Source organism: Pontibacter sp. 13R65, assembly GCF_047525655.1.
Taxonomy (GTDB): domain Bacteria; phylum Bacteroidota; class Bacteroidia; order Cytophagales; family Hymenobacteraceae; genus Pontibacter.
In genome coordinates this window covers 387,878-406,989 of sequence record NZ_JBLIQL010000001.1, presented here as the reverse complement: position 1 = coordinate 406,989, position 19,112 = coordinate 387,878, and the positions used below count along the sequence as shown (strand labels likewise).

Below are 19,112 nucleotides of genomic sequence, written 5' to 3'. Positions count from 1 at the left end.
TTTACTTATTTTGTTCTAATAATGCAACAAAGTCATCGAAGAGGTATTCAGAGTCGTGCGGACCTGGAGATGACTCAGGGTGATATTGTACGGAAAAGGCTGGTTTACCTTTCACACGAATACCTTCGATGGAATTATCATTTAGGTTGATATGTGTTACTTCTACTTGAGGATGATTTTTAAGAGCCTCCCCATCTACCACAAAACCATGATTCTGAGAAGTTACTTCGCAACGGCCGGTAATTAGGTTTTTTACTGGGTGGTTGAGACCTCTGTGGCCGTTGTGCATTTTGTAAGTAGGGATGTTATTTGCCTGCGCCAGTACCTGATGTCCTAAGCATATTCCAAACAAAGGTTTTTCATCTTCCAACATTCTTTTAACACTCAATACAGCTTCAGTAGTTGCAGCCGGATCACCAGGGCCGTTAGAGATAAAATACCCGTCAGGATTCCATTTCTCCATTTCGTCGAATGGCGTATTGTAAGGGAATACCTTTATTTCGCAGCCCCGCGACACTAAGTTATTAATTATATTCTTTTTAATACCTAAATCTAGAACAGCTACTCTATATTTTGCATTCTCCGGTTTTACCTCATAATCAGAAGTTGTACTCACATGAGAAGACAACTCCAGGCCTTTCATGTTAGGAACACTTTTTAATTTCTCCTTCAGAACTTCCAAATCAGTAGTCTCAGAAGAAATAACGGCATTCATCGCACCTTTATCGCGAATGTAGCGCACAAGCGCTCTTGTATCTATTTCGCAGATTCCAACAATACCAGATTTTTCAAAATATTCCTGAAGAGAGCCTTCTGCTGTATTTCTAGAGAAGAAATGAGAGAAGTCTTTGCATACCAAGCCTTTTATCTGAACATTTCCAGATTCAACCTCTTCAGCCTGCACACCATAATTCCCCACATGTGATACAGTGGTTATTACGATCTGGCCGAAATAGGATGGGTCGGTGAAAATTTCCTGATAGCCGGTCATTCCCGTGTTAAAGCACAACTCGCCTCCAGTTGTTCCAATAAGTCCCAGGCTTTTGCCGTTAAAAACGGTTCCGTCTTCTAAAAGAAGGATTGCATCGGTGGTTGTTTGTTTCTTCATCTTTATTATTTCATGCAAAAATAAAAAAGGGACACGACTTCCGCCGTGTCCCTTTCAAATTATTTATAAAAATGCTTATTCTGCACTTTTAGTTTCATCATTAGTAGATTCAACTTCAGGAGTGGAAGTAGCATCAGCAGCAGCCTCTGTTCCTTCAGTTCCTTTTTTCTTACCACCACGACGACGAGTTTTCTTAGCTCCAGCAGCCGTTGCAGCAGTTGCAGCCAGCATGTCTTCGTTAAAGTCTACTAACTCAATCACACACATTTCTGCGTTGTCACCAAGTCTGTAACCAGTTTTCAGAATGCGGGTATAACCACCTGGTCTGGCAGCAATTTTCTCGGATACTATATCAAAAAGTTCCTTTACAGACTCCTTGTCTTGCAAATAGGCAAAAACAGTTCTTCTGGAGTGCGTAGTGTCGCTTTTAGATTTTGTAAGCAAAGGCTCCACATACTTGCGAAGTGCCTTAGCTTTAGCTACTGTAGTTGATACGCGCTTGTGCATGATAAGGGATGCTGCCAAGTTAGACAGCATTGCCTTACGGTGTGAAGCGGTTCTTCCTAAGTGATTTACTTTTTTACCGTGTCTCATTATTATAAATTGTGCACGTGCATACCGTCGATCAACCTGAACAGGGATCGGGAATTATGCCGTATGATTATTAATCTTCGTCTAATTTGTACTTAGAAAGGTCCATTCCAAAGGTTAAGCCCTTTTCCTGAACAAGGTTTTCAAGCTCTGTTAAAGACTTCTTGCCAAAGTTACGGAATTTCATCATATCAGAGATATCAAGCGTTACCAAATCGCCAAGAGTTTTAATGTCTGCAGCTTTAAGGCAATTATATGCTCTAACAGATAAGTCCATATCCTGAAGAGAAGTCTTCAGAACTTTGCGCATATGCAACAGTTCTTCATCTACAACTTCTTCTTCCTCAGGCTTAGCTGTTTCAAAAGTCATTGTATTGTCAGAGAAGAGCATAAAGTGCTGGATCAAAATATTGGCGGCACCTTTTAACGCATCTTCCGGATGAATAGATCCATCAGTTTGGATATCAAGCACAAGTTTTTCGTAATCCGTCTTTTGCTCCACACGAGTGTTTTCAACGCTAAACTTCACGTTTTTGATTGGAGTAAAAATAGCATCGATGGCAATAAGTCCAAAGATTTGATCTGCAGGCTTATTCTCTTCAGCTGGCACGTAACCACGGCCTTTTTGAACAGTAAGCTCCACCTCTAAAGTCATGTTCTTATCGAGGTTACAGATAACAAGATCAGGATTCAATACTTCAAAACTGGATGTAAACTTATCGATATCGCCAGCAGTGAAAGTATCTTTACCACTGATGGTAACGGTGATTTTATCATCCACCATGTCGCTTACTTTTTTGAAGCGAACCATCTTCATGTTAAGGATAATGTCAGAAACATCCTCAACAACGCCTTCAACAGACGAAAACTCATGCAGTACACCAGGTATGCGTATGCTAGTAACTGCATATCCTTCTAATGAAGAAAGCAGGATCCTTCGCAGAGCATTACCGATGGTTACACCGTAACCTTTTTCAAGCGGCTTGAATTCAAATAAACCATGAAAGTCGTCGGCTTTTTCCATTACAACTTTCTCTGGCATTTGAAATGCTAATATTGACATACTTGCAGTGTTAAAGGTTAAAAATTGATTAAGCTGCTTACTTAGAGTAAAGCTCGACGATCAGCTGCTCCTGAATTTTCTCAGGTATCTGGTCGCGTTGTGGCGCAGACACAAATTTACCAGCCATTTGGGCACCGTCCCACTCCAACCAGCTAAACGCACGTGCATTACGTACAGTAAGGCTTGTAGTAATAGCCTCAAGAGATTTAGATTTTTCTCTAACTGCCACTACATCACCTACTTTTAAGCTGTAAGAAGGAATGTTAACAATTTCACCGTTCACTGTAATATGCTTGTGAAGTACAAACTGACGAGCAGATCTTCTAGTAGGAGCAATACCTAAACGATAAACTGTGTTATCTAATCTAGACTCCAGTAATACTAAAAGGTTCTCACCAGTGATACCACCTTTTCTATGTGCTTTGTCGAATAAGTTCGCAAACTGCTTCTCCAGCATTCCATAGATATATTTTGCTTTTTGCTTCTCAGCCAGCTGTACAGCGTATTCAGACTGCTTTTTGCGTCTGCCACGACCATGCTGCCCAGGAGGATAGCTTTTCTTTTTTAATGCTTTGCTTGGGCCAAAAATCTCTTCGTTGAATTTGCGGGAGATTTTGCTTTTAGGACCAGTATATCTTGCCATAATTAATTAATCGTAATGAGATAAATTAAACTCTTCTGCGTTTTGGAGGACGACATCCGTTGTGTGGTAGAGGAGTAACATCTTTGATAGTAGTTACTTCAATACCTGCATTTTGCACAGTACGGATAGCGGACTCTCTACCTGCACCAGGGCCTTTAACAAAAACTTCAGCTTTACGCATACCCAGGTCATGAGCAACCTTAGCGCAATCTGAAGCTGCCATTTGTGCAGCGTAAGGAGTGTTCTTTTTAGAACCTTTAAAACCCATTTTACCAGCAGAAGCCCAAGATATTACTTGTCCTGCATTATTGGTTATTGAGATAATAATATTGTTAAAAGAAGCCTTAATGTGTACCTGGCCAGTTGATTCAACAACTACTACACGTTTCTTAGCTTTATCTTTTCTTTTCTGAGCCATGATCAAATATTATTTAGAAGCTTTCTTCTTGTTAGCAACTGTCTTACGCTTACCTTTCCTAGTTCTGGTGTTATTCTTGGTACGCTGACCACGAACGGGAAGACCTTTACGGTGTCTTAAACCTCTGTAACAACCAATATCCATCAGACGCTTGATGTGCAATTGCACTTCAGAACGAAGCACACCTTCTGTTTTGTGCTCAGCTGCTATAATATTTCTGATCTCGCTGGCTTCATCCTCAGTCCAGTCTTTTACTTTTTTGTCAAGATCCACCCCGGCCTTAGTAAGAATTGCCTGAGACAACTTTCGACCTATACCAAAGATATACGTCAATGAAATCTCACCTCTTTTATTATCCGGAATATCTACTCCTGCTATTCTAGCCATACTTCTTTAATTATCCTTGTCTTTGTTTATATCTTGGATTCTTCTTGTTGATAACATAAAGTTTCCCCTTACGGCGGATAACTTTACAATCAGCGCTACGCTTTTTAACTGATGCTTTAACTTTCATTGTATTTATTTATATCGATAAACAATTCTGCCTTTAGTAAGATCATATGGAGACATCTCCAGTTTAACCCTATCACCTGGTAAAATTTTGATGTAATTCATTCTCATTTTACCGGAAATATGTGCAACAACCTGATGACCATTTTCGAGCTCTACCCGGAACATTGCATTAGATAATGCTTCTACAATAGTCCCGTCTTGTTCGATAGAGGATTGTTTCGCCATTTATTAGTTATTAACTTGTTGTATATAATCAAAAGTTGTTAAAATCTCTGCTTTGTCTTTTCTTACCACTACCGTGTGCTCGAAGTGGGCAGAAGGTTTATTATCCTTGGTCCTGATTGTCCAGCCGTCATCTTCCTGAACAATTTGCCTTGCACCTAAATTGATCATTGGTTCAATAGCAATAACTAAACCATTCTGAAGTTTAAGCCCTTGACCTCGTTTACCATAGTTAGGAACTTCTGGGCCTTCATGAAGATTTCGTCCTAAGCCATGCCCTACTAATTCCCGAACTACAGTATAACCGTGACTTTCGGCATGTTGTTGCACTGCAAAACTTACATCTCCAATTCTCGATCCTACAACTGCTTTCTCAATTCCTTTATACAAAGACTCCTTAGTTACCGTGAGAAGATCTTTTACTTCAGGAGCCAGATTACCTACTCCATGTGTATAAGCACAGTCACTATGAAAACCTTTGTAAAAAACACCACAATCTACGGAAATAATATCTCCATCTTTTAAGGCATATTTACTTGGCATTCCATGTACAACTGTGGAGTTAACAGAAATACATAAACTGTAAGGGAAACCATTATAGTTCAAAAAAGAGGGCTGCCCCCCATTATCTTTAATGAATTCCTCAGCTCTACGATCTAAAGCCGCAGTTGTGACACCTTCTTTTATAAGAAGAGCTATTTCGCCATGTGCTTTGCTTAAAATCAAAGCACTCTGGCGAAGTAGCTCAATTTCTTCTTCGTTCTTGTAATAAACCATTTATCAGGATACCATGGCAATATTCTCCGTTCGACCTCGCAGCTTTCCAGATTTCATCATGCCATCATAATGTTTCATTAGTAAATAACTCTCGATCTGCTGCAAGGTATCCAAAACTACACCCACCATAATGATCAGAGATGTACCGCCAAAGAATTGTGAAAACTCTCTTGTTACTCCAAACAACATTGCTATTGCAGGAAATATAGCTACTAAGGCAAGGTAAATGGCGCCAGGTAGTGTAATTCGAGTTAAAATAGCATCTATATACTCTGATGTTGCTCTTCCTGGTTTTATTCCAGGAACAAATCCACCACTTCTCTTCAAATCATCTGCAATTTGGTTTGGATTTACACTAATTGCTGTATAGAAATAAGTGAATATCAAGATCATCAAACCAAATACAAGATTATACTGCCATGAAGTAAAATCCGAGAAAGTAGAACCTATATAGTTAGCAGTTTCATTAGTATCAGCCCAAATAGATGCCACCATAGATGGAAGGAACATCAAAGACTGAGCAAAAATAATTGGCATTACACCTGCCGCATTCACTTTCATTGGAATGAATTGACGCTGGCCGGAGTATAGAGAGCTCCCTCCTACTTGCTTAGCATATTGAACTGGAATCCTGCGAATTGCCTGTGTAAGCATCACAACAGACATCACAACAAAGAACAGAACAGCTAATTCAATTAAAAACACAAATGCTTGATTAGAAATAAACTCTGCTACTAAAGCTCCTGGGAACCTGGAGATGATACCAATCATTATAAGCATTGAAATTCCATTTCCTATACCTTTATCTGTAATCCTCTCACCTAGCCACATACAGAATATGGTACCAGAGGTAAGAACAATCATAGAAAGGACGGTGAACAGAGTCGTGTTTATCGCAATAGCTTCCGAGTTAATGGTAGCTACAAACCCAACCGCTTGAGCCAGGGTAATAACAATGGTGAGAACTCGGGTAATCTGGTTAATTTTCTTACGACCAGATTCCCCTTCCTTCTGCATTTTTTGAAAATAAGGAACGGCTATAGTCAATAGCTGCAATACGATAGAAGCTGATATGTAAGGCATGATACCTAACGCAAAGATGGATGCATTGCTAAATGCACCACCTAAGAAAGTATCCAACAAGCCGAATAACCCGCCTGTATTAGCTTTAAGTTGGTTAGGATCTATGCCTGGCAGAACAACAAAAGAACCTAATCTAAAAATAGCTATGAAACCTAAGGTATTAAGAATTCTAATCCTTAAATCTTCAATAGCAAAAATGTTCTTTAATGTTGTTATAAACTTCTTCATACGAATATTTATAAAGCTACTGTTTTACCGCCTGCTTTTTCTATAGATTCTGTAGCTGATTGAGAAAACGCATGTGCATGAATTTCCACACCCTTAATGATCTCACCTCTACCTAAAATCTTCACTCTGTCATTTTTAGACACTAATCCATGTGATTTGAAAAATTCAAAGTCGAGAACATTTGCTTCAGTAGACTCAATAAGAGACTGAAGAACATCTAGATTAATGGCTTTAAATTCTACTCTATTAATGTTCTTGAAACCAAACTTAGGAACACGTCTTTGCAGTGGCATCTGACCACCTTCAAAACCTGATTTCTGAGAATATCCAGAACGTGATTTAGCACCTTTGTGACCTCTTGTAGAAGTTCCACCTCTACCTGAACCAGTACCTCTACCAATTCTCTTTCTGGTCTTTACAGATCCTTCTGCAGGTTGTAATGAACTTAAATACATGTTATATGTCTTTTACTTCTACTAAATGTTGAACCTTGTTAACCATACCAGCTATCTGAGGAGTTAATTCAACAGTTACTGATTTGCTGATTTTACCAAGACCTAAAGCTTGTATTGTTAGCTTTTGGTTCTTCGGTTTATCTATAATACTTTTTACTTGAGTTATAGTAACTTTTGCCATCTCCCTTAACCGTTAAATACCTTTTGTAAATTAACACCTCGTTGCTGAGCAACAGCCAATGGATCGCGCATTTTAGAAAGAGCATCAAAAGTTGCTTTTACCACGTTATGTGGATTAGAGGATCCTTTTGACTTACAAAGTACGTCTTTGATACCAGCACTTTCCAAAACAGCACGCATTGCACCACCGGCAATTACACCAGTACCCGCTGCAGCTGGCTTAACTAAAACAAAACCACCAGAATACTTACCTTCCATGGCATGAGGTACAGTATGATGATAGAGTGGAACCTTAACCAGATTTTTTTTAGCATCATCAATACCTTTGGCAATAGCATCCGTTACTTCATTAGCTTTGCCTAAGCCATAGCCTACTACACCGTTACCATCACCAACAACAACTATGGCAGCAAAGCTAAATCTTCTACCACCTTTTACTACTTTGGCTACGCGGTTTATAGCTACTACTTTTTCTTTCAGCTCGATTTCGCTAGCCTTCACACTACGAATATTATTCTTTATCATAACTTTCTAGAATTTAAGACCTGCTTCGCGAGCACCTTCTGCCAATGATTTAACTTTGCCGTGGTAAAGATATCCTGAACGGTCAAAAACAACTTGTGTAATACCTTTTTCAAGTGCTTTCTCAGCAATTGCTTTACCTACTTTACCTGAGGTTTCAACGTTGGCTTTAGCAGCATCATCAAGTTTAGCTGAAGAGGCAGCAGCTAGTGTTACACCAGTAGTGTCATCAATTAGCTGTGCATAAATAAACTTATTACTTCTAAACACAGATAGTCTTGGCCTTTCAGCGGTACCAGAAATTTTGTTTCTGATACCTTGCTTAATTCTGAGTCTTCTTTGTACTTTCTTAGCAGACATGATGATGATTATTTAGATGCTGTCTTACCAGCTTTTCTTCTTACAACTTCACCAACGAAGCGGATACCTTTACCTTTGTAAGGTTCTACTTTACGCAGTGATCTGATTTTGGCAGCAACCTGACCAATCAGTTGCTTATCGTTGCTCTCCAATGTAATAACTGGAGCTTTACCTTTTTCCGTAACAGCAGTTGCTGATACTTCTTCAGGCATAGTCATAAAAATATTGTGAGAGTAACCAAGGGATAGCTCAAGAACCTTACCTTGCATAGCAGCTTTGTAACCTACACCCACAAGTTCCAGCTTCTCCTGATATCCTTTAGTTACACCTTCTACCATGTTGTTAATCAAGGAACGATAAAGGCCATGCATTGCTTTATGTCGCTTTTGCTCTGTAGGACGATCAACAATAATTTGGTTTTCTTCTTGTTTTACTATGATATCTTTATCAACCTGAGTCGATAAAGTACCTTTAGGACCTTTTACAGTTACCAGGTTCTGATCAGAAACTGAAACTTCAATACCATTACTCAGGTTGATTGGCAATTTTCCTATACGTGACATTGTCTATCCTCCTAATTAATAAACGTAACACAAAACTTCACCACCTATATTTTGGTCTCTGGCTTCTTTCTCAGTCATAACACCTTTAGATGTAGACAAGATAGAGATACCAAGACCATTTAAAACTCTAGGAAGGTTATCATGACCGGCATATTTACGAAGCCCTGGCTTACTTATCCTCTCTAGTTTCACAATAGCAGATTGCTTAGTGCTAGGATTGTATTTCAGAGCGACCTTGATGGTACCTTGTACTCCGGAATCATCAAATTTGTAACTTTGAATATATCCTTTCTCGTACAGTACTTTCGTAATCTCTTTTTTGATATTGCTAGATGGTATTTCAACAACCCGATGATTCGCTTTGATAGCGTTTCTGAGTCTAGTTAAATAATCTGCTATTGGATCTGAGTTCATACTTTTAATAATTGCTTTTTTATAAGCGAGCCGCAAAGATACAAAAATATTTTTCAATTTTCGTAATCTTGTCGCAAATTTTACCAGCTAGATTTAGTTACACCAGGAATTTTACCAGCAGAAGCGAGCTCTCTGAAAGTAACACGCGAAATACCAAATTTCCTCATGTAGCCTCTAGGTCTCCCGGTAAGCTTGCAACGATTGTGTAATCTAACAGGAGATGCATTCTTAGGCAGTTTATCTAATCCTTCGTAGTCTCCTTTAGCTTTAAGTTCAGCTCTTTTAGCAGCAAATTTGGCTACTAATTTCTGTCTTTTAAGCTCTCTTGCTTTTATTGCTTCTTTCGCCATTGTGATTATTTATTGATATTAGTGAAAGGCATACCAAACGCTTTAAGAAGTTCATAACTCTCTTCGTCAGTTTGAGCTGTCGTTACGAAAGTGATATCCATTCCACTTATAGCTTTGATCTTATCAATACTGATTTCAGGGAAAATAATTTGTTCTTTAACACCGAGTGTATAATTGCCACGGCCGTCGAAACCTTTATCATTAACGCCTCTGAAGTCACGTACACGAGGAAGCGCAATTGTTAGAAGACGATCCAAAAATTCATACATTTTCTCCCCTCTTAATGTAACGCGGGCTCCAATTGGCATACCTTCACGCAACTTGAAGTTCGAAACAGATTTTTTAGCAATTGTTGCAACGGCTTTTTGACCTGTGATGGTAGTAAGTTCTTCTACACCAATATCAACAAGTTTTTTGTCCGCAACAGCAGCTCCGATACCCTTATTAATGGAGATTTTGGTAAGCTTTGGCACCTGCATTACGTTCTTGTACTGGAACTTTTCTCTCAAGGCAGGTACTACCTCCTTCTGATATATTTCTTTAAATCTTGCAGTAGCCATATTAAATTACCTCTCCTGTCTTTTTAGAATAACGCTCTGTTTTACCTTCGCCATTTTTTCTTCTGGCAGTTTTAACAGTTTCGCCTGATTTAGGATCCACTATTGCTACATTGCTCGCATGTATTGGAGCTTCTACCTTTGAAATTCCACCTTGCGGATTTTTAGCGCTTGGCTTAGTATGTTTTGTAACCAGGTTTAAACCTTCGATTACTACTTTCTGTTTTTCAATATTAACAGAAACAATGCGGCCTGTTTTGCCACGTTCGTCACCAGCAATTACTTTAACTGTATCGCCAGTTTTTACATGAAGTTTATTCTTATTCATTATTGATTCTGAATTAGGGATTAAAGAACTTCAGGTGCTAACGAAACAATTTTCATAAATTGTTTTTCACGAAGTTCACGTGCAACCGGTCCGAAGATACGAGTACCACGTGGCTCATTGTTTGCATTAAGCAACACAGCAGCATTATCATCAAAACGGATATAAGATCCGTCTTTTCTTCTAACCTCCTTCTTAGTTCTTACAATAACTGCTTTAGATACAGTTCCTTTTTTAACGTTACCAGAAGAAAGAGCTGATTTTACAGTTACGACTATTCTATCACCGATAGAAGCATACTTCTTACCAGTTCCGCCTAACACACGGATGCAAAGAACTTCCTTGGCACCGCTGTTATCAGCCACAGTTAATCTTGATTCCTGTTGTATCATTTTATTTCGCCCTTTCTATAATTTCTACTAAACGCCAGTTCTTGTTCTTGCTAAGCGGACGAGTCTCTTGAATGCGAACAGTGTCTCCAATGTTACATTCATTCTTTTCGTCGTGAGCCATGAATTTTGTGGACTTGCTAACGAATTTACCATACATAGGGTGTTTCATTCTGCTTTCCACAAGTACAGTGATAGATTTGTCCATCTTGTTGCTAACAACCTTACCACTTCTTTCTTTTCTAAGATTTCTCTCTTCCATGATCATTTAAGTAATTAAGAGTTAGCTTCTAATTCACGACGACGAATCTCTGTATTCAGTCTGGCGATTACACGCTTAGTCTCACGTATTCTCATTGGGTTCTCCAGTGGAGATATGGCATGTGCAAAACGCAGGTTTTGCATATTAGAGCTCTCAGCGCTTAGCTTCTCTTTCAGCTCTTCTGAAGATAAAGCCTTTATCTCTGAATTTTTCATAACTATTTCTCAACGTAATCTCTACGTACTACAAATTTTGTTTTTACCGGAAGCTTTTGAGCAGCAAGTCTTAAAGACTCTTTTGCAACTTCTAAGGTTACTCCGTCAGATTCGAACATAATCGTACCTGGTTTAACAACAGCTACCCAATATTCTGGAGAACCTTTACCCTTACCCATACGAACCTCAGCAGGTTTTTTAGTAATTGGCTTGTCAGGGAAAATTCTTATCCAAACCTGACCTTCACGTTTCATGGCTCTGGTCATTGCGATACGAGCAGATTCAATTTGACGACTCGTGATCCAAGAAGCTTCCAGTGATTTAATTGCAAAGGAACCAAACGAAATAGTACTGCCTCTATGAGCCAGACCATTCACGCGGCCTTTATGCATTTTTCTATATTTAGTCCTTTTAGGCTGTAACATTTCTAAAATAAATTAATGTTATCAATCAATTATTGACGACGCTTGTTGTTGCGCTTTGGAGCACCGGCACCATCTTTTTTGTTGCGGTTACCTCCACGTCTGTCTCCACGGTCACCACCTTGTGAACTAGGTCCACCTTTGCTTTCAATTCCAGCGTTCGGAGTCAGGTCTTTTTTACCGTAAACTTCACCTTTAAAGATCCATACTTTGATCCCTAGCTTTCCGTATACAGTCTGCGCCTCAGAAAGAGCATAATCAATGTCGGCTCGGAGCGTATGCAAAGGAGTTCTTCCTTCTTTATAGTGCTCCGTTCTTGCCATTTCAGCACCACCTAAGCGGCCTGATACCTGCACTTTGATACCTTCAGCACCAACACGCAGAGCAGAAGCAATAGCTTGCTTCATAGCACGACGAAAAGAGATACGAGCTTGCAATTGTTGGGCAATTGACTCTCCAACCAATTTTGCATCTAACTCGGGACGCTTAATTTCAAAGATGTTAATTTGCACATCTTTATTTGTAAGCTTCTTAAGTTCCTCTTTGATTTTGTCTACTTCCTGTCCGCCTTTACCAATCACCACCCCTGGGCGAGCCGTATTGATTGTAATAGTAATGCGCTTAAGAGTTCTTTCAATAATGATTTTAGAAATACCGCCTTTAGGGATACGTGCTAAAATGTATTTTCTGATTTTCTCGTCTTCAACCAGTTTCTCAGCGAAATCTTTACCGCCATACCAGTTTGAATCCCAACCTTTGATAACTCCGAGTCGAAAACCGATTGGATTTACTTTCTGTCCCATAATTCTTACTTAGTGGCTTTTTTAGATTTCTTTGACTGCTGTTCTAGTTGCTCATCGGTTAAACTATCGATGATTACTGTCACATGATTTGATCTTTTTCTGATTCTATGACCACGACCCTGAGGTGCTGGACGAAGACGTTTTAGCATTTTGCCTTCATTAACAAAGATCTCTTTCACATAAAGATTTGCATCCTCAACACGAGCATCTTCGTTCTTCAGCTGCCAGTTTGCTAATGCTGATAGAAGGAGTTTCTCAACTCGTTCTGCACCAGAATTAGGTTCAAACTTAAGTAATCCAAGTGCTTTTGTTACGCTTTTACCGCGTATTAAACCTGCCACTAATCTCATTTTGCGAGGAGAAGTAGGCACGTTATTTAATTTTGCTACTGCTTCCATTATTATCTCCTGCCTTTATCTTTTTTAGCAACGTGACCTCTAAAGTTTCTGGTAGGGGCAAATTCGCCTAACTTATGTCCTACCATGTTTTCAGTAACATAAACTGGAATAAATTTATTCCCGTTATGTACAGCAAATGTGTGACCTACAAAATCTGGAGAGATCATCGATCTTCTAGACCAGGTTTTTATAACTGACTTTTTGCCAGAGTCGTTCAACACACCAACTTTTTTCTCAAGCCTATAGTCAATATAAGGCCCTTTTTTTAATGATCTAGCCATTTATTTTTTCTTTCCTCTACTAACTATAAACTGTTCTGAATACTTCTTAGGCTTTCTTGTTTTTAAACCTTTAGCGTATAAGCCTTTACGCGATCTTGGGTGACCACCTGAGGACTTACCTTCACCACCACCCATAGGGTGATCAACTGGGTTCATAGCTACACCACGAACTCTTGGACGCTTACCTAACCATCTGTTACGACCTGCTTTACCTAGTTTCACATTCATGTGATCCGAGTTAGACACTGTACCAACAGTAGCTTGGCATGTAACTAGTACCATGCGCAATTCGCCAGAAGGAAGTTTGATAGTTGCATAACGACCTTCTCTAGCCACTAACTGTGCATAAGATCCAGCACTTCTGGCCAGAACAGCACCATTACCTGGCTGAAGCTCGATGTTATGAATAATTGTACCTAGAGGAATTTCTGCTAAAGGAAGGCAGTTACCTACTTCTGGAGCAATACCAGGGCCAGAAACAACTATAGTACCTACCTGTATTCCAGCAGGAGCTACAATATAGCTTTTCTCACCATCAGCATAATGCAATAGCGCAATACGTGCTGTTCTGTTCGGATCGTACTCTACTGTTTTAACAGTTGCAGGTACGCCATGTTTTGTTCTTTTGAAGTCGATAATTCTGTATTTCTGCTTATGACCACCACCAAGGTAGCGCATTGTCATACGTCCAGAATTGTTACGTCCACCAGATTTTTTTATAGGTGCCAACAAAGATTTCTCCGGAGTAGCGGTTGTGATTTCATCAAACGCTGGGGCTACTCGAAACCTTTGACCTGGTGTTGTCGGTCTTAATTTTTTTAAAGCCATTGTGTATTAAAATTATATGCCGCTGTAAAAGTCGATAATATCACCTTCTTTCACGGTCACGATTGCTTTTTTAATAGATGCCGTACGGCCTGTTACTGCACCAGACTTAGTGTGCTTTGTTTTTAACTTGCCGAGCGTTTTGATGGTCGCTACCTTCTCAACGGTAACCCCATAAAGTTTCTCTACTGCCTTTCTGATTTCAACCTTATTGGCAGTTTTAGCTACCTCAAAAGCATACTTACCAACCTCGTTCATGGCAGCGTATTTTTCCGTTACAAGCGGTCTTTTAAGAACGTTCATTATTTAGCGCTAAAGAGGTTTTCTAAATTATTTACTGAATCTTCCACCAATAAAAGTTTCTCGGTGTTAAGAAGATCATAAGTATTAACATTAGTAACAGTAGATACTTTCACTTTAGGAAGATTCCTGCTCGAAAGAAGAATATTTTGATCTACTGCTGAAGTCAAAAGAAGAGTCTTACCTGTTGCCTTTAAGTTGTTAAGGATCCCTCTGAACTCTTTTGTCTTAGGAGCTTCCAGCGAGAAAGACTCTACTAATGCCACTTTATTGTCACGTGCCAACAGAGAAAGAGCAGAAAGTCTGGCAACAGACTTCAACTTCTTATTAAGTTTGAAAGAGTAGTTTCTTGGTCTTGGTCCAAACACTCTACCACCACCTACAAAGTGAGGAGCTTTTAAGCTACCAGCACGGGCTCCACCTGTACCTTTTTGCTTTTTAATTTTCTTTGTAGAACCAGCTACTTCGTTTCGCTCTTTTGCTTTATGTGTCCCTTGTCTCTGGTTCGCCAGATACTGCTTCACGTCAAGATACATAGCATGCTGATTTGGCTCAACACCAAATACAGCATCAGAAAGGGTTACCTTTCTACCTGTATCTTCACCTTTGATATTAAATACAGAAAGCTCCATTTTATTTCTCAATTAACACGTAAGAATTTTTGGCACCTGGTATAGAGCCACTAACAACTAACAGATTTTTATCTGCAATAACACGTAATACAGTTAAGTTCTGGATCGTAACCCTGTTACCACCCATTCTACCTGCCATACGCATGCCTTTAAATACTCTTGAAGGCCAAGAACAAGCGCCAATAGATCCTGGGTGTCTCGCTCTGTTGTGCTGACCGTGAGTCTGACCACCAACACCAGCAAAGTTGTGACGTTTCACAACGCCTTGAAAACCTTTACCCTTTGATGTACCAACTACGTCCACAAATTCTCCTTCTACAAAAAGATTCACATCAACCTGATCTCCAAGATTTAAGGATAATCCTTCTGCATCAAACTCTGCTACTTTCTTTTTAGGAGAGGTATTAGCTTTTTTGTAGTGACCTGCTTCCGCTTTCGTTACTCTCTTCAGCTTCTTCTCGCCATAGCCTAACTGCACAGCTTGGTAGCCGTCAGTCTCTATTGTCTTCACTTGAGTAACTACACACGGTCCTGCTTGAATAAGCGTTACTGGCGTGTATTTACCATCTGTAGTGAAGAGGCTTGTCATTCCGATTTTTTTACCGATAATTCCAGGCATTCGACTTTTTTATTTAGATGGAAATTATATTTTGTTTCCCTTCAGTTTCGCTAAGGGAGTGCAAAGATAGTGAAATTTTATTTTCCTTTGCAACCTTTACTTAAAATATTTATTATCAATCATGTACTAAAAAAAAGAGAACCGATTTCTCGGTTCTCTTTTTCTTTTCTATGTGAGATTTATCAAACTTTGATTTCTACATCAACACCACTAGGTAGTTCTAGCTTCATTAATGCATCAACTGTTTTTGAGCTTGTAGAGTAAATATCTACTAAACGCTTATATGTACAAAGCTGAAACTGCTCACGAGATTTCTTGTTCACGTGTGGTGAACGAAGAACAGTGAATTTGTCTTTCTCTGTTGGAAGAGGAATTGGTCCGCTTACAATAGCACCTGTAGCTTTAACTGCCTTAACAATCTTCTCAGAAGATTTGTCAACCAGGTTATGATCGTAAGACTTGAGTTTGATTCTAATTTTTTGATTCATTATTTCTACTACTATTTAGCTGCAGTTCCTTTTAATTTTGCAATGATACCATCTGCCAGGTTTTGTGGTACTTGCTCATAATGTGAGAAAGTAAGTGACGCAGTAGCTCTACCTGAAGTAATGGTTCGCAAGTCTGTTACATAACCAAACAGTTCAGAAAGTGGAACATCAGCTTTAACTACCGTAGCAGTTCCTTTTGTATCCATACCTTTCATTAAACCTCTTCTTCTGTTCAAGTCACCAGTTACAGGACCTGTATACTCATCTGGAGTTACTACATCTACAGACATAATTGGCTCTAGGAGCTTCGGTGCGCATTGCTTACCTGCTTCTTTGAAGCCTTGACGACCTGCCAGTTCGAAGGATAATGCATCGGAGTCAACATCATGGTAAGAACCATGGAATAAACGCACTTTCATCGAATCAACTGGGAAACCTGCCAGAATACCATTTTTCATGGCTTCTTCAAAACCCTTTTGAACAGCTGGGATGAATTCTTTCGGAATCACACCACCCACAATGGCGTTTACAAACTCAAGTCCTGGTTTACCATCTTCACGCGGGCCCATTTCGAACACGATATCTGCAAATTTACCACGACCACCAGATTGCTTCTTGAACACCTCTCTATGCTCAACAGATTTAGTGATTGTTTCTTTATAGGCTACTTGAGGTGCTCCTTGGTTCAACTCAACCTTGAATTCTCTCTTCATCCTGTCGATAATAATCTCCAGGTGAAGCTCACCCATACCTCTAAGAATCGTCTGACCTGTTTCCTCATCAGTATTCACCTGTAGCGTTGGATCCTCCTCAATAAGTTTAGCAATAGCCATACCCATTTTATCAGAGTCAGCCTGAGTTTTTGGCTCAATTGCATAGCCAATAACCGGTTCAGGGAAATCCATTGACTCAAGAACTATCTTGGCACTTTGGTCACACAATGTATCACCTGTTTTGATATCCTTGAAGCCTACAACTGCACCTATATCTCCTGCTTCCAGCTTATCAATCTGATTTTGCTTATTAGCATGCATCTGGAAAATCCGGGAGATACGCTCTTTGTTATTAGATCTGGTATTAAAAACATAAGATCCTGATTCCAAAACCCCAGAATAGGCTCTTACAAAGCAAAGACGGCCAACATAAGGGTCTGTTGCAATTTTAAATGCTAGACCGGCGAATGGCTCATTTACACTAGGCTTACGTGATACTTCTGCCTCTGTATCTGGATTGATACCTTTGATGTTATCACGGTCCAATGGAGATGGGATAAGTGCCATAACATAATCCAGCATTGTCTGCACCCCTTTGTTTTTAAAGGAAGAACCACACAACATTGGCACAATTGCTAGATCGATTGTAGCAGCGCGAAGAGCAGTAAGTATTTCATCTTCCGTTATTGAACTAGGATCTTCAAAGTATTTCTCCATTAAAGATTCATCGTACTCGGCTACTGCTTCTAAAAGCTTTTCTCTATACTCTTCAGCTTCTTCCAGCATATCCTCTGGGATTGGCACTTCAGTAAAGGTCATACCTTTATCGTGCTCATTCCATTCTATACCACGGAAGTTTACCAAATCAACTACGCCTTTGAAATTATCCTCAGCACCAATTGGTAATTGAAGTGCAACAGCATTACTGCCAAGCATCTCTTTTACTTGCTTGCAAACAGCCAAAAAGTCGGCGCCTGAACGGTCCATTTTATTAACAAACCCGATACGAGCAACCTTATAGTTATCTGCTAAACGCCAGTTAGTTTCAGACTGCGGCTCTACGCCATCTACTGCGCTGAATAAGAACACAAGACCATCCAATACACGCAGTGAACGGTTTACTTCAACAGTGAAGTCTACGTGGCCTGGAGTGTCAATTACGTTAACGTGGTATTTTTCGCCTCTGTAATTCCAATTAACGGTAGTAGCAGCAGACGTAATGGTGATACCTCTTTCTTGCTCCTGTTCCATCCAGTCCATGGTAGCTGCGCCATCATGAACCTCACCTATTTTATGGCTTACCCCTGCATAGTATAGAATACGCTCGGTTGTTGTTGTTTTACCAGCATCAATGTGCGCCGCTATACCAATATTTCTAGTATATCTTAAATCTCTTGCCATTATTAGAATCTGAAATGTGAGAATGCTTTATTCGCTTCTGCCATTCTGTGCGTATCGTCTTTTTTCTTAACGGCAGCACCTTCTCCTTTAGCAGCAGCAATGATTTCACCAGCTAATTTATCTTTCATGGTTTTCTCACCTCTCTTACGAGAGTAAGAAATCATCCACTTAATACCCAGAGATACTCTGCGGTCCGGACGAACCTCAGTCGGCACTTGGAATGTAGCTCCCCCAACTCTACGGCTTTTCACCTCTACGCTCGGCATGATGTTATTCAATGCTTTCTTCCAGGTTTCTAATCCGCTTTCTTTGGTTCTTTGCTCTACTAGATCTACAGCATCATAGAAGATACCATATGCAACACTTTTCTTACCGTCTTCCATTAAATAGTTAACGAAACGTGTTACCAGGGTCTCTTTATATTTTGGATCAGGAAGGAGAACTCTACTTTTAGGCTTTGCTTTTCTCATTGTATTAAAAACTATTAATTATTTTTTCTTACCACCTTTACCTGCTGCGGCTGCTGGTTGACCTGGTTTTGGTCGTTTAGCCCCATATTTAGAACGGCTTTGCAGACGTCCGCTAACACCGGCAGTATCCAGGGCTCCACGTACAATGTGGTAACGAACACCTGGAAGGTCTTTTACTCTACCCCCTCTAATCAACACTATAGAGTGTTCCTGAAGGTTATGTCCTTCACCTGGGATGTAAGCATTTACTTCCTTTCCGTTTGTAAGTCTTACTCTGGCTACTTTACGCATAGCGGAGTTTGGCTTCTTAGGAGTAGTTGTATATACTCTAGTACATACGCCACGTCTTTGAGGACATGAATCTAAGGCAGGAGATTTAGATTTTGAAGTTAACTTCTCTCTTCCCTTTCTTACTAATTGCTGTATAGTAGGCATTTACAATCTGTTAATTATCGATATTTCTACTCAAAAATTTGGTTTGCAAAGGTATTAATTTCTCTCTGCATTTTCAAATTTTAATTC

At 39.6% G+C, this 19,112-nt stretch carries 34 protein-coding genes; all 34 read right to left on the bottom strand.

Annotation, left to right across the window (positions count from 1 at the left end; genetic code table 11):
* Position 1: 1 nt before the first annotated feature.
* Positions 2–1,108 (bottom strand): glutamine-hydrolyzing carbamoyl-phosphate synthase small subunit, encoded by a 1,107-nt coding sequence (carA, locus tag ACMA1I_RS01835; protein WP_337066520.1) that lies wholly within the window; start codon positions 1,106–1,108, stop codon positions 2–4.
* Positions 1,109–1,183: 75 nt separating this feature from the next.
* Positions 1,184–1,702: a 50S ribosomal protein L17 gene (rplQ, locus tag ACMA1I_RS01830; protein WP_337066519.1), complete on the bottom strand. Its 519-nt coding sequence runs from the start codon at positions 1,700–1,702 to the stop codon at positions 1,184–1,186.
* Positions 1,703–1,772: 70 nt separating this feature from the next.
* On the bottom strand, positions 1,773–2,762 hold the full coding sequence (locus ACMA1I_RS01825; RefSeq protein WP_337066518.1) for a DNA-directed RNA polymerase subunit alpha: 990 nt from the start codon (positions 2,760–2,762) through the stop codon (positions 1,773–1,775).
* 37 nt (positions 2,763–2,799) lie between these two features.
* The gene (gene rpsD, locus ACMA1I_RS01820) at positions 2,800–3,405 is read right to left on the bottom strand and encodes a 30S ribosomal protein S4 (protein WP_337066517.1); all 606 of its coding nucleotides are present in this window, start codon (positions 3,403–3,405) and stop codon (positions 2,800–2,802) included.
* Positions 3,406–3,430: 25 nt separating this feature from the next.
* Entirely contained in the window at positions 3,431–3,823 is a 393-nt protein-coding gene (gene rpsK / locus ACMA1I_RS01815) for a 30S ribosomal protein S11 (RefSeq protein WP_147920507.1), read from the bottom strand.
* Positions 3,824–3,832: 9 nt separating this feature from the next.
* Entirely contained in the window at positions 3,833–4,210 is a 378-nt protein-coding gene (gene rpsM / locus ACMA1I_RS01810) for a 30S ribosomal protein S13 (RefSeq protein WP_147920506.1), read from the bottom strand.
* Positions 4,211–4,220: 10 nt separating this feature from the next.
* On the bottom strand, positions 4,221–4,337 hold the full coding sequence (gene ykgO, locus ACMA1I_RS01805) for a type B 50S ribosomal protein L36 (protein ID WP_034256541.1): 117 nt from the start codon (positions 4,335–4,337) through the stop codon (positions 4,221–4,223).
* A 5-nt stretch (positions 4,338–4,342) separates the two neighbouring features.
* On the bottom strand, positions 4,343–4,561 hold the full coding sequence (gene infA, locus ACMA1I_RS01800; protein WP_025609076.1) for a translation initiation factor IF-1: 219 nt from the start codon (positions 4,559–4,561) through the stop codon (positions 4,343–4,345).
* 3 nt (positions 4,562–4,564) lie between these two features.
* Positions 4,565–5,335 carry a type I methionyl aminopeptidase gene (map, locus tag ACMA1I_RS01795; protein WP_337066516.1) on the bottom strand — a complete coding sequence of 257 codons (771 nt, stop codon included), beginning with the start codon at positions 5,333–5,335 and terminating at the stop codon, positions 4,565–4,567.
* Positions 5,336–5,338: 3 nt separating this feature from the next.
* The gene (gene secY, locus ACMA1I_RS01790; RefSeq protein WP_337066515.1) at positions 5,339–6,646 is read right to left on the bottom strand and encodes a preprotein translocase subunit SecY; all 1,308 of its coding nucleotides are present in this window, start codon (positions 6,644–6,646) and stop codon (positions 5,339–5,341) included.
* A gap of 8 nt (positions 6,647–6,654) precedes the next feature.
* Entirely contained in the window at positions 6,655–7,101 is a 447-nt protein-coding gene (rplO, locus tag ACMA1I_RS01785; RefSeq protein ID WP_337066514.1) for a 50S ribosomal protein L15, read from the bottom strand.
* 1 nt (position 7,102) lies between these two features.
* The gene (rpmD, locus tag ACMA1I_RS01780; RefSeq protein ID WP_147920502.1) at positions 7,103–7,282 is read right to left on the bottom strand and encodes a 50S ribosomal protein L30; all 180 of its coding nucleotides are present in this window, start codon (positions 7,280–7,282) and stop codon (positions 7,103–7,105) included.
* A 5-nt stretch (positions 7,283–7,287) separates the two neighbouring features.
* On the bottom strand, positions 7,288–7,806 hold the full coding sequence (gene rpsE, locus ACMA1I_RS01775) for a 30S ribosomal protein S5 (RefSeq protein ID WP_337066513.1): 519 nt from the start codon (positions 7,804–7,806) through the stop codon (positions 7,288–7,290).
* Between the two features lie 6 nt (positions 7,807–7,812).
* Entirely contained in the window at positions 7,813–8,163 is a 351-nt protein-coding gene (gene rplR / locus ACMA1I_RS01770; RefSeq protein ID WP_337066512.1) for a 50S ribosomal protein L18, read from the bottom strand.
* A gap of 8 nt (positions 8,164–8,171) precedes the next feature.
* Positions 8,172–8,726, bottom strand: a complete 555-nt coding sequence (rplF, locus tag ACMA1I_RS01765) for a 50S ribosomal protein L6 (RefSeq protein WP_337066511.1) — start codon at positions 8,724–8,726, stop codon at positions 8,172–8,174.
* Between the two features lie 15 nt (positions 8,727–8,741).
* Complete coding sequence (gene rpsH, locus ACMA1I_RS01760) at positions 8,742–9,140, bottom strand: 30S ribosomal protein S8 (RefSeq protein WP_337066679.1); 399 nt, start codon at positions 9,138–9,140, stop codon at positions 8,742–8,744.
* 80 nt (positions 9,141–9,220) lie between these two features.
* Positions 9,221–9,490: a 30S ribosomal protein S14 gene (rpsN, locus tag ACMA1I_RS01755; protein WP_337066510.1), complete on the bottom strand. Its 270-nt coding sequence runs from the start codon at positions 9,488–9,490 to the stop codon at positions 9,221–9,223.
* A 5-nt stretch (positions 9,491–9,495) separates the two neighbouring features.
* The gene (gene rplE, locus ACMA1I_RS01750; RefSeq protein WP_337066508.1) at positions 9,496–10,050 is read right to left on the bottom strand and encodes a 50S ribosomal protein L5; all 555 of its coding nucleotides are present in this window, start codon (positions 10,048–10,050) and stop codon (positions 9,496–9,498) included.
* Position 10,051: 1 nt separating this feature from the next.
* A complete protein-coding gene (gene rplX / locus ACMA1I_RS01745; protein ID WP_337066507.1) occupies positions 10,052–10,375 on the bottom strand; it encodes a 50S ribosomal protein L24 in 324 nt (107 codons plus the stop codon).
* A gap of 20 nt (positions 10,376–10,395) precedes the next feature.
* Complete coding sequence (gene rplN / locus ACMA1I_RS01740) at positions 10,396–10,764, bottom strand: 50S ribosomal protein L14 (protein ID WP_147920494.1); 369 nt, start codon at positions 10,762–10,764, stop codon at positions 10,396–10,398.
* A 1-nt stretch (position 10,765) separates the two neighbouring features.
* Positions 10,766–11,029, bottom strand: a complete 264-nt coding sequence (gene rpsQ, locus ACMA1I_RS01735) for a 30S ribosomal protein S17 (protein WP_337066506.1) — start codon at positions 11,027–11,029, stop codon at positions 10,766–10,768.
* Between the two features lie 8 nt (positions 11,030–11,037).
* On the bottom strand, positions 11,038–11,238 hold the full coding sequence (gene rpmC / locus ACMA1I_RS01730; protein WP_337066505.1) for a 50S ribosomal protein L29: 201 nt from the start codon (positions 11,236–11,238) through the stop codon (positions 11,038–11,040).
* Between the two features lie 2 nt (positions 11,239–11,240).
* Positions 11,241–11,663, bottom strand: a complete 423-nt coding sequence (gene rplP, locus ACMA1I_RS01725) for a 50S ribosomal protein L16 (RefSeq protein ID WP_337066504.1) — start codon at positions 11,661–11,663, stop codon at positions 11,241–11,243.
* A gap of 29 nt (positions 11,664–11,692) precedes the next feature.
* On the bottom strand, positions 11,693–12,463 hold the full coding sequence (gene rpsC / locus ACMA1I_RS01720; protein WP_337066503.1) for a 30S ribosomal protein S3: 771 nt from the start codon (positions 12,461–12,463) through the stop codon (positions 11,693–11,695).
* 5 nt (positions 12,464–12,468) lie between these two features.
* Positions 12,469–12,861: a 50S ribosomal protein L22 gene (rplV, locus tag ACMA1I_RS01715; protein WP_337066502.1), complete on the bottom strand. Its 393-nt coding sequence runs from the start codon at positions 12,859–12,861 to the stop codon at positions 12,469–12,471.
* A 2-nt stretch (positions 12,862–12,863) separates the two neighbouring features.
* Positions 12,864–13,142, bottom strand: coding sequence for a 30S ribosomal protein S19 (gene rpsS / locus ACMA1I_RS01710; RefSeq protein WP_337066501.1), 279 nt, complete (start codon positions 13,140–13,142; stop codon positions 12,864–12,866).
* On the bottom strand, positions 13,143–13,970 hold the full coding sequence (rplB, locus tag ACMA1I_RS01705) for a 50S ribosomal protein L2 (RefSeq protein WP_337066500.1): 828 nt from the start codon (positions 13,968–13,970) through the stop codon (positions 13,143–13,145). It lies immediately after the preceding gene.
* Positions 13,971–13,982: 12 nt separating this feature from the next.
* Entirely contained in the window at positions 13,983–14,270 is a 288-nt protein-coding gene (rplW, locus tag ACMA1I_RS01700) for a 50S ribosomal protein L23 (RefSeq protein WP_337066499.1), read from the bottom strand.
* Positions 14,270–14,899, bottom strand: a complete 630-nt coding sequence (rplD, locus tag ACMA1I_RS01695) for a 50S ribosomal protein L4 (RefSeq protein ID WP_337066498.1) — start codon at positions 14,897–14,899, stop codon at positions 14,270–14,272. The genes rplW and rplD overlap by 1 nt, the downstream gene beginning before the upstream one ends.
* A gap of 1 nt (position 14,900) precedes the next feature.
* Positions 14,901–15,518: a 50S ribosomal protein L3 gene (rplC, locus tag ACMA1I_RS01690; protein WP_337066497.1), complete on the bottom strand. Its 618-nt coding sequence runs from the start codon at positions 15,516–15,518 to the stop codon at positions 14,901–14,903.
* 182 nt (positions 15,519–15,700) lie between these two features.
* Entirely contained in the window at positions 15,701–16,006 is a 306-nt protein-coding gene (gene rpsJ / locus ACMA1I_RS01685) for a 30S ribosomal protein S10 (RefSeq protein WP_007654312.1), read from the bottom strand.
* Between the two features lie 11 nt (positions 16,007–16,017).
* A complete protein-coding gene (gene fusA, locus ACMA1I_RS01680) occupies positions 16,018–18,120 on the bottom strand; it encodes an elongation factor G (RefSeq protein WP_337066496.1) in 2,103 nt (700 codons plus the stop codon).
* 2 nt (positions 18,121–18,122) lie between these two features.
* Positions 18,123–18,590, bottom strand: a complete 468-nt coding sequence (gene rpsG, locus ACMA1I_RS01675) for a 30S ribosomal protein S7 (protein WP_337066495.1) — start codon at positions 18,588–18,590, stop codon at positions 18,123–18,125.
* Between the two features lie 18 nt (positions 18,591–18,608).
* Complete coding sequence (gene rpsL / locus ACMA1I_RS01670; protein ID WP_115565639.1) at positions 18,609–19,025, bottom strand: 30S ribosomal protein S12; 417 nt, start codon at positions 19,023–19,025, stop codon at positions 18,609–18,611.
* Between the last annotated feature and the right edge of the window lie 87 nt (positions 19,026–19,112).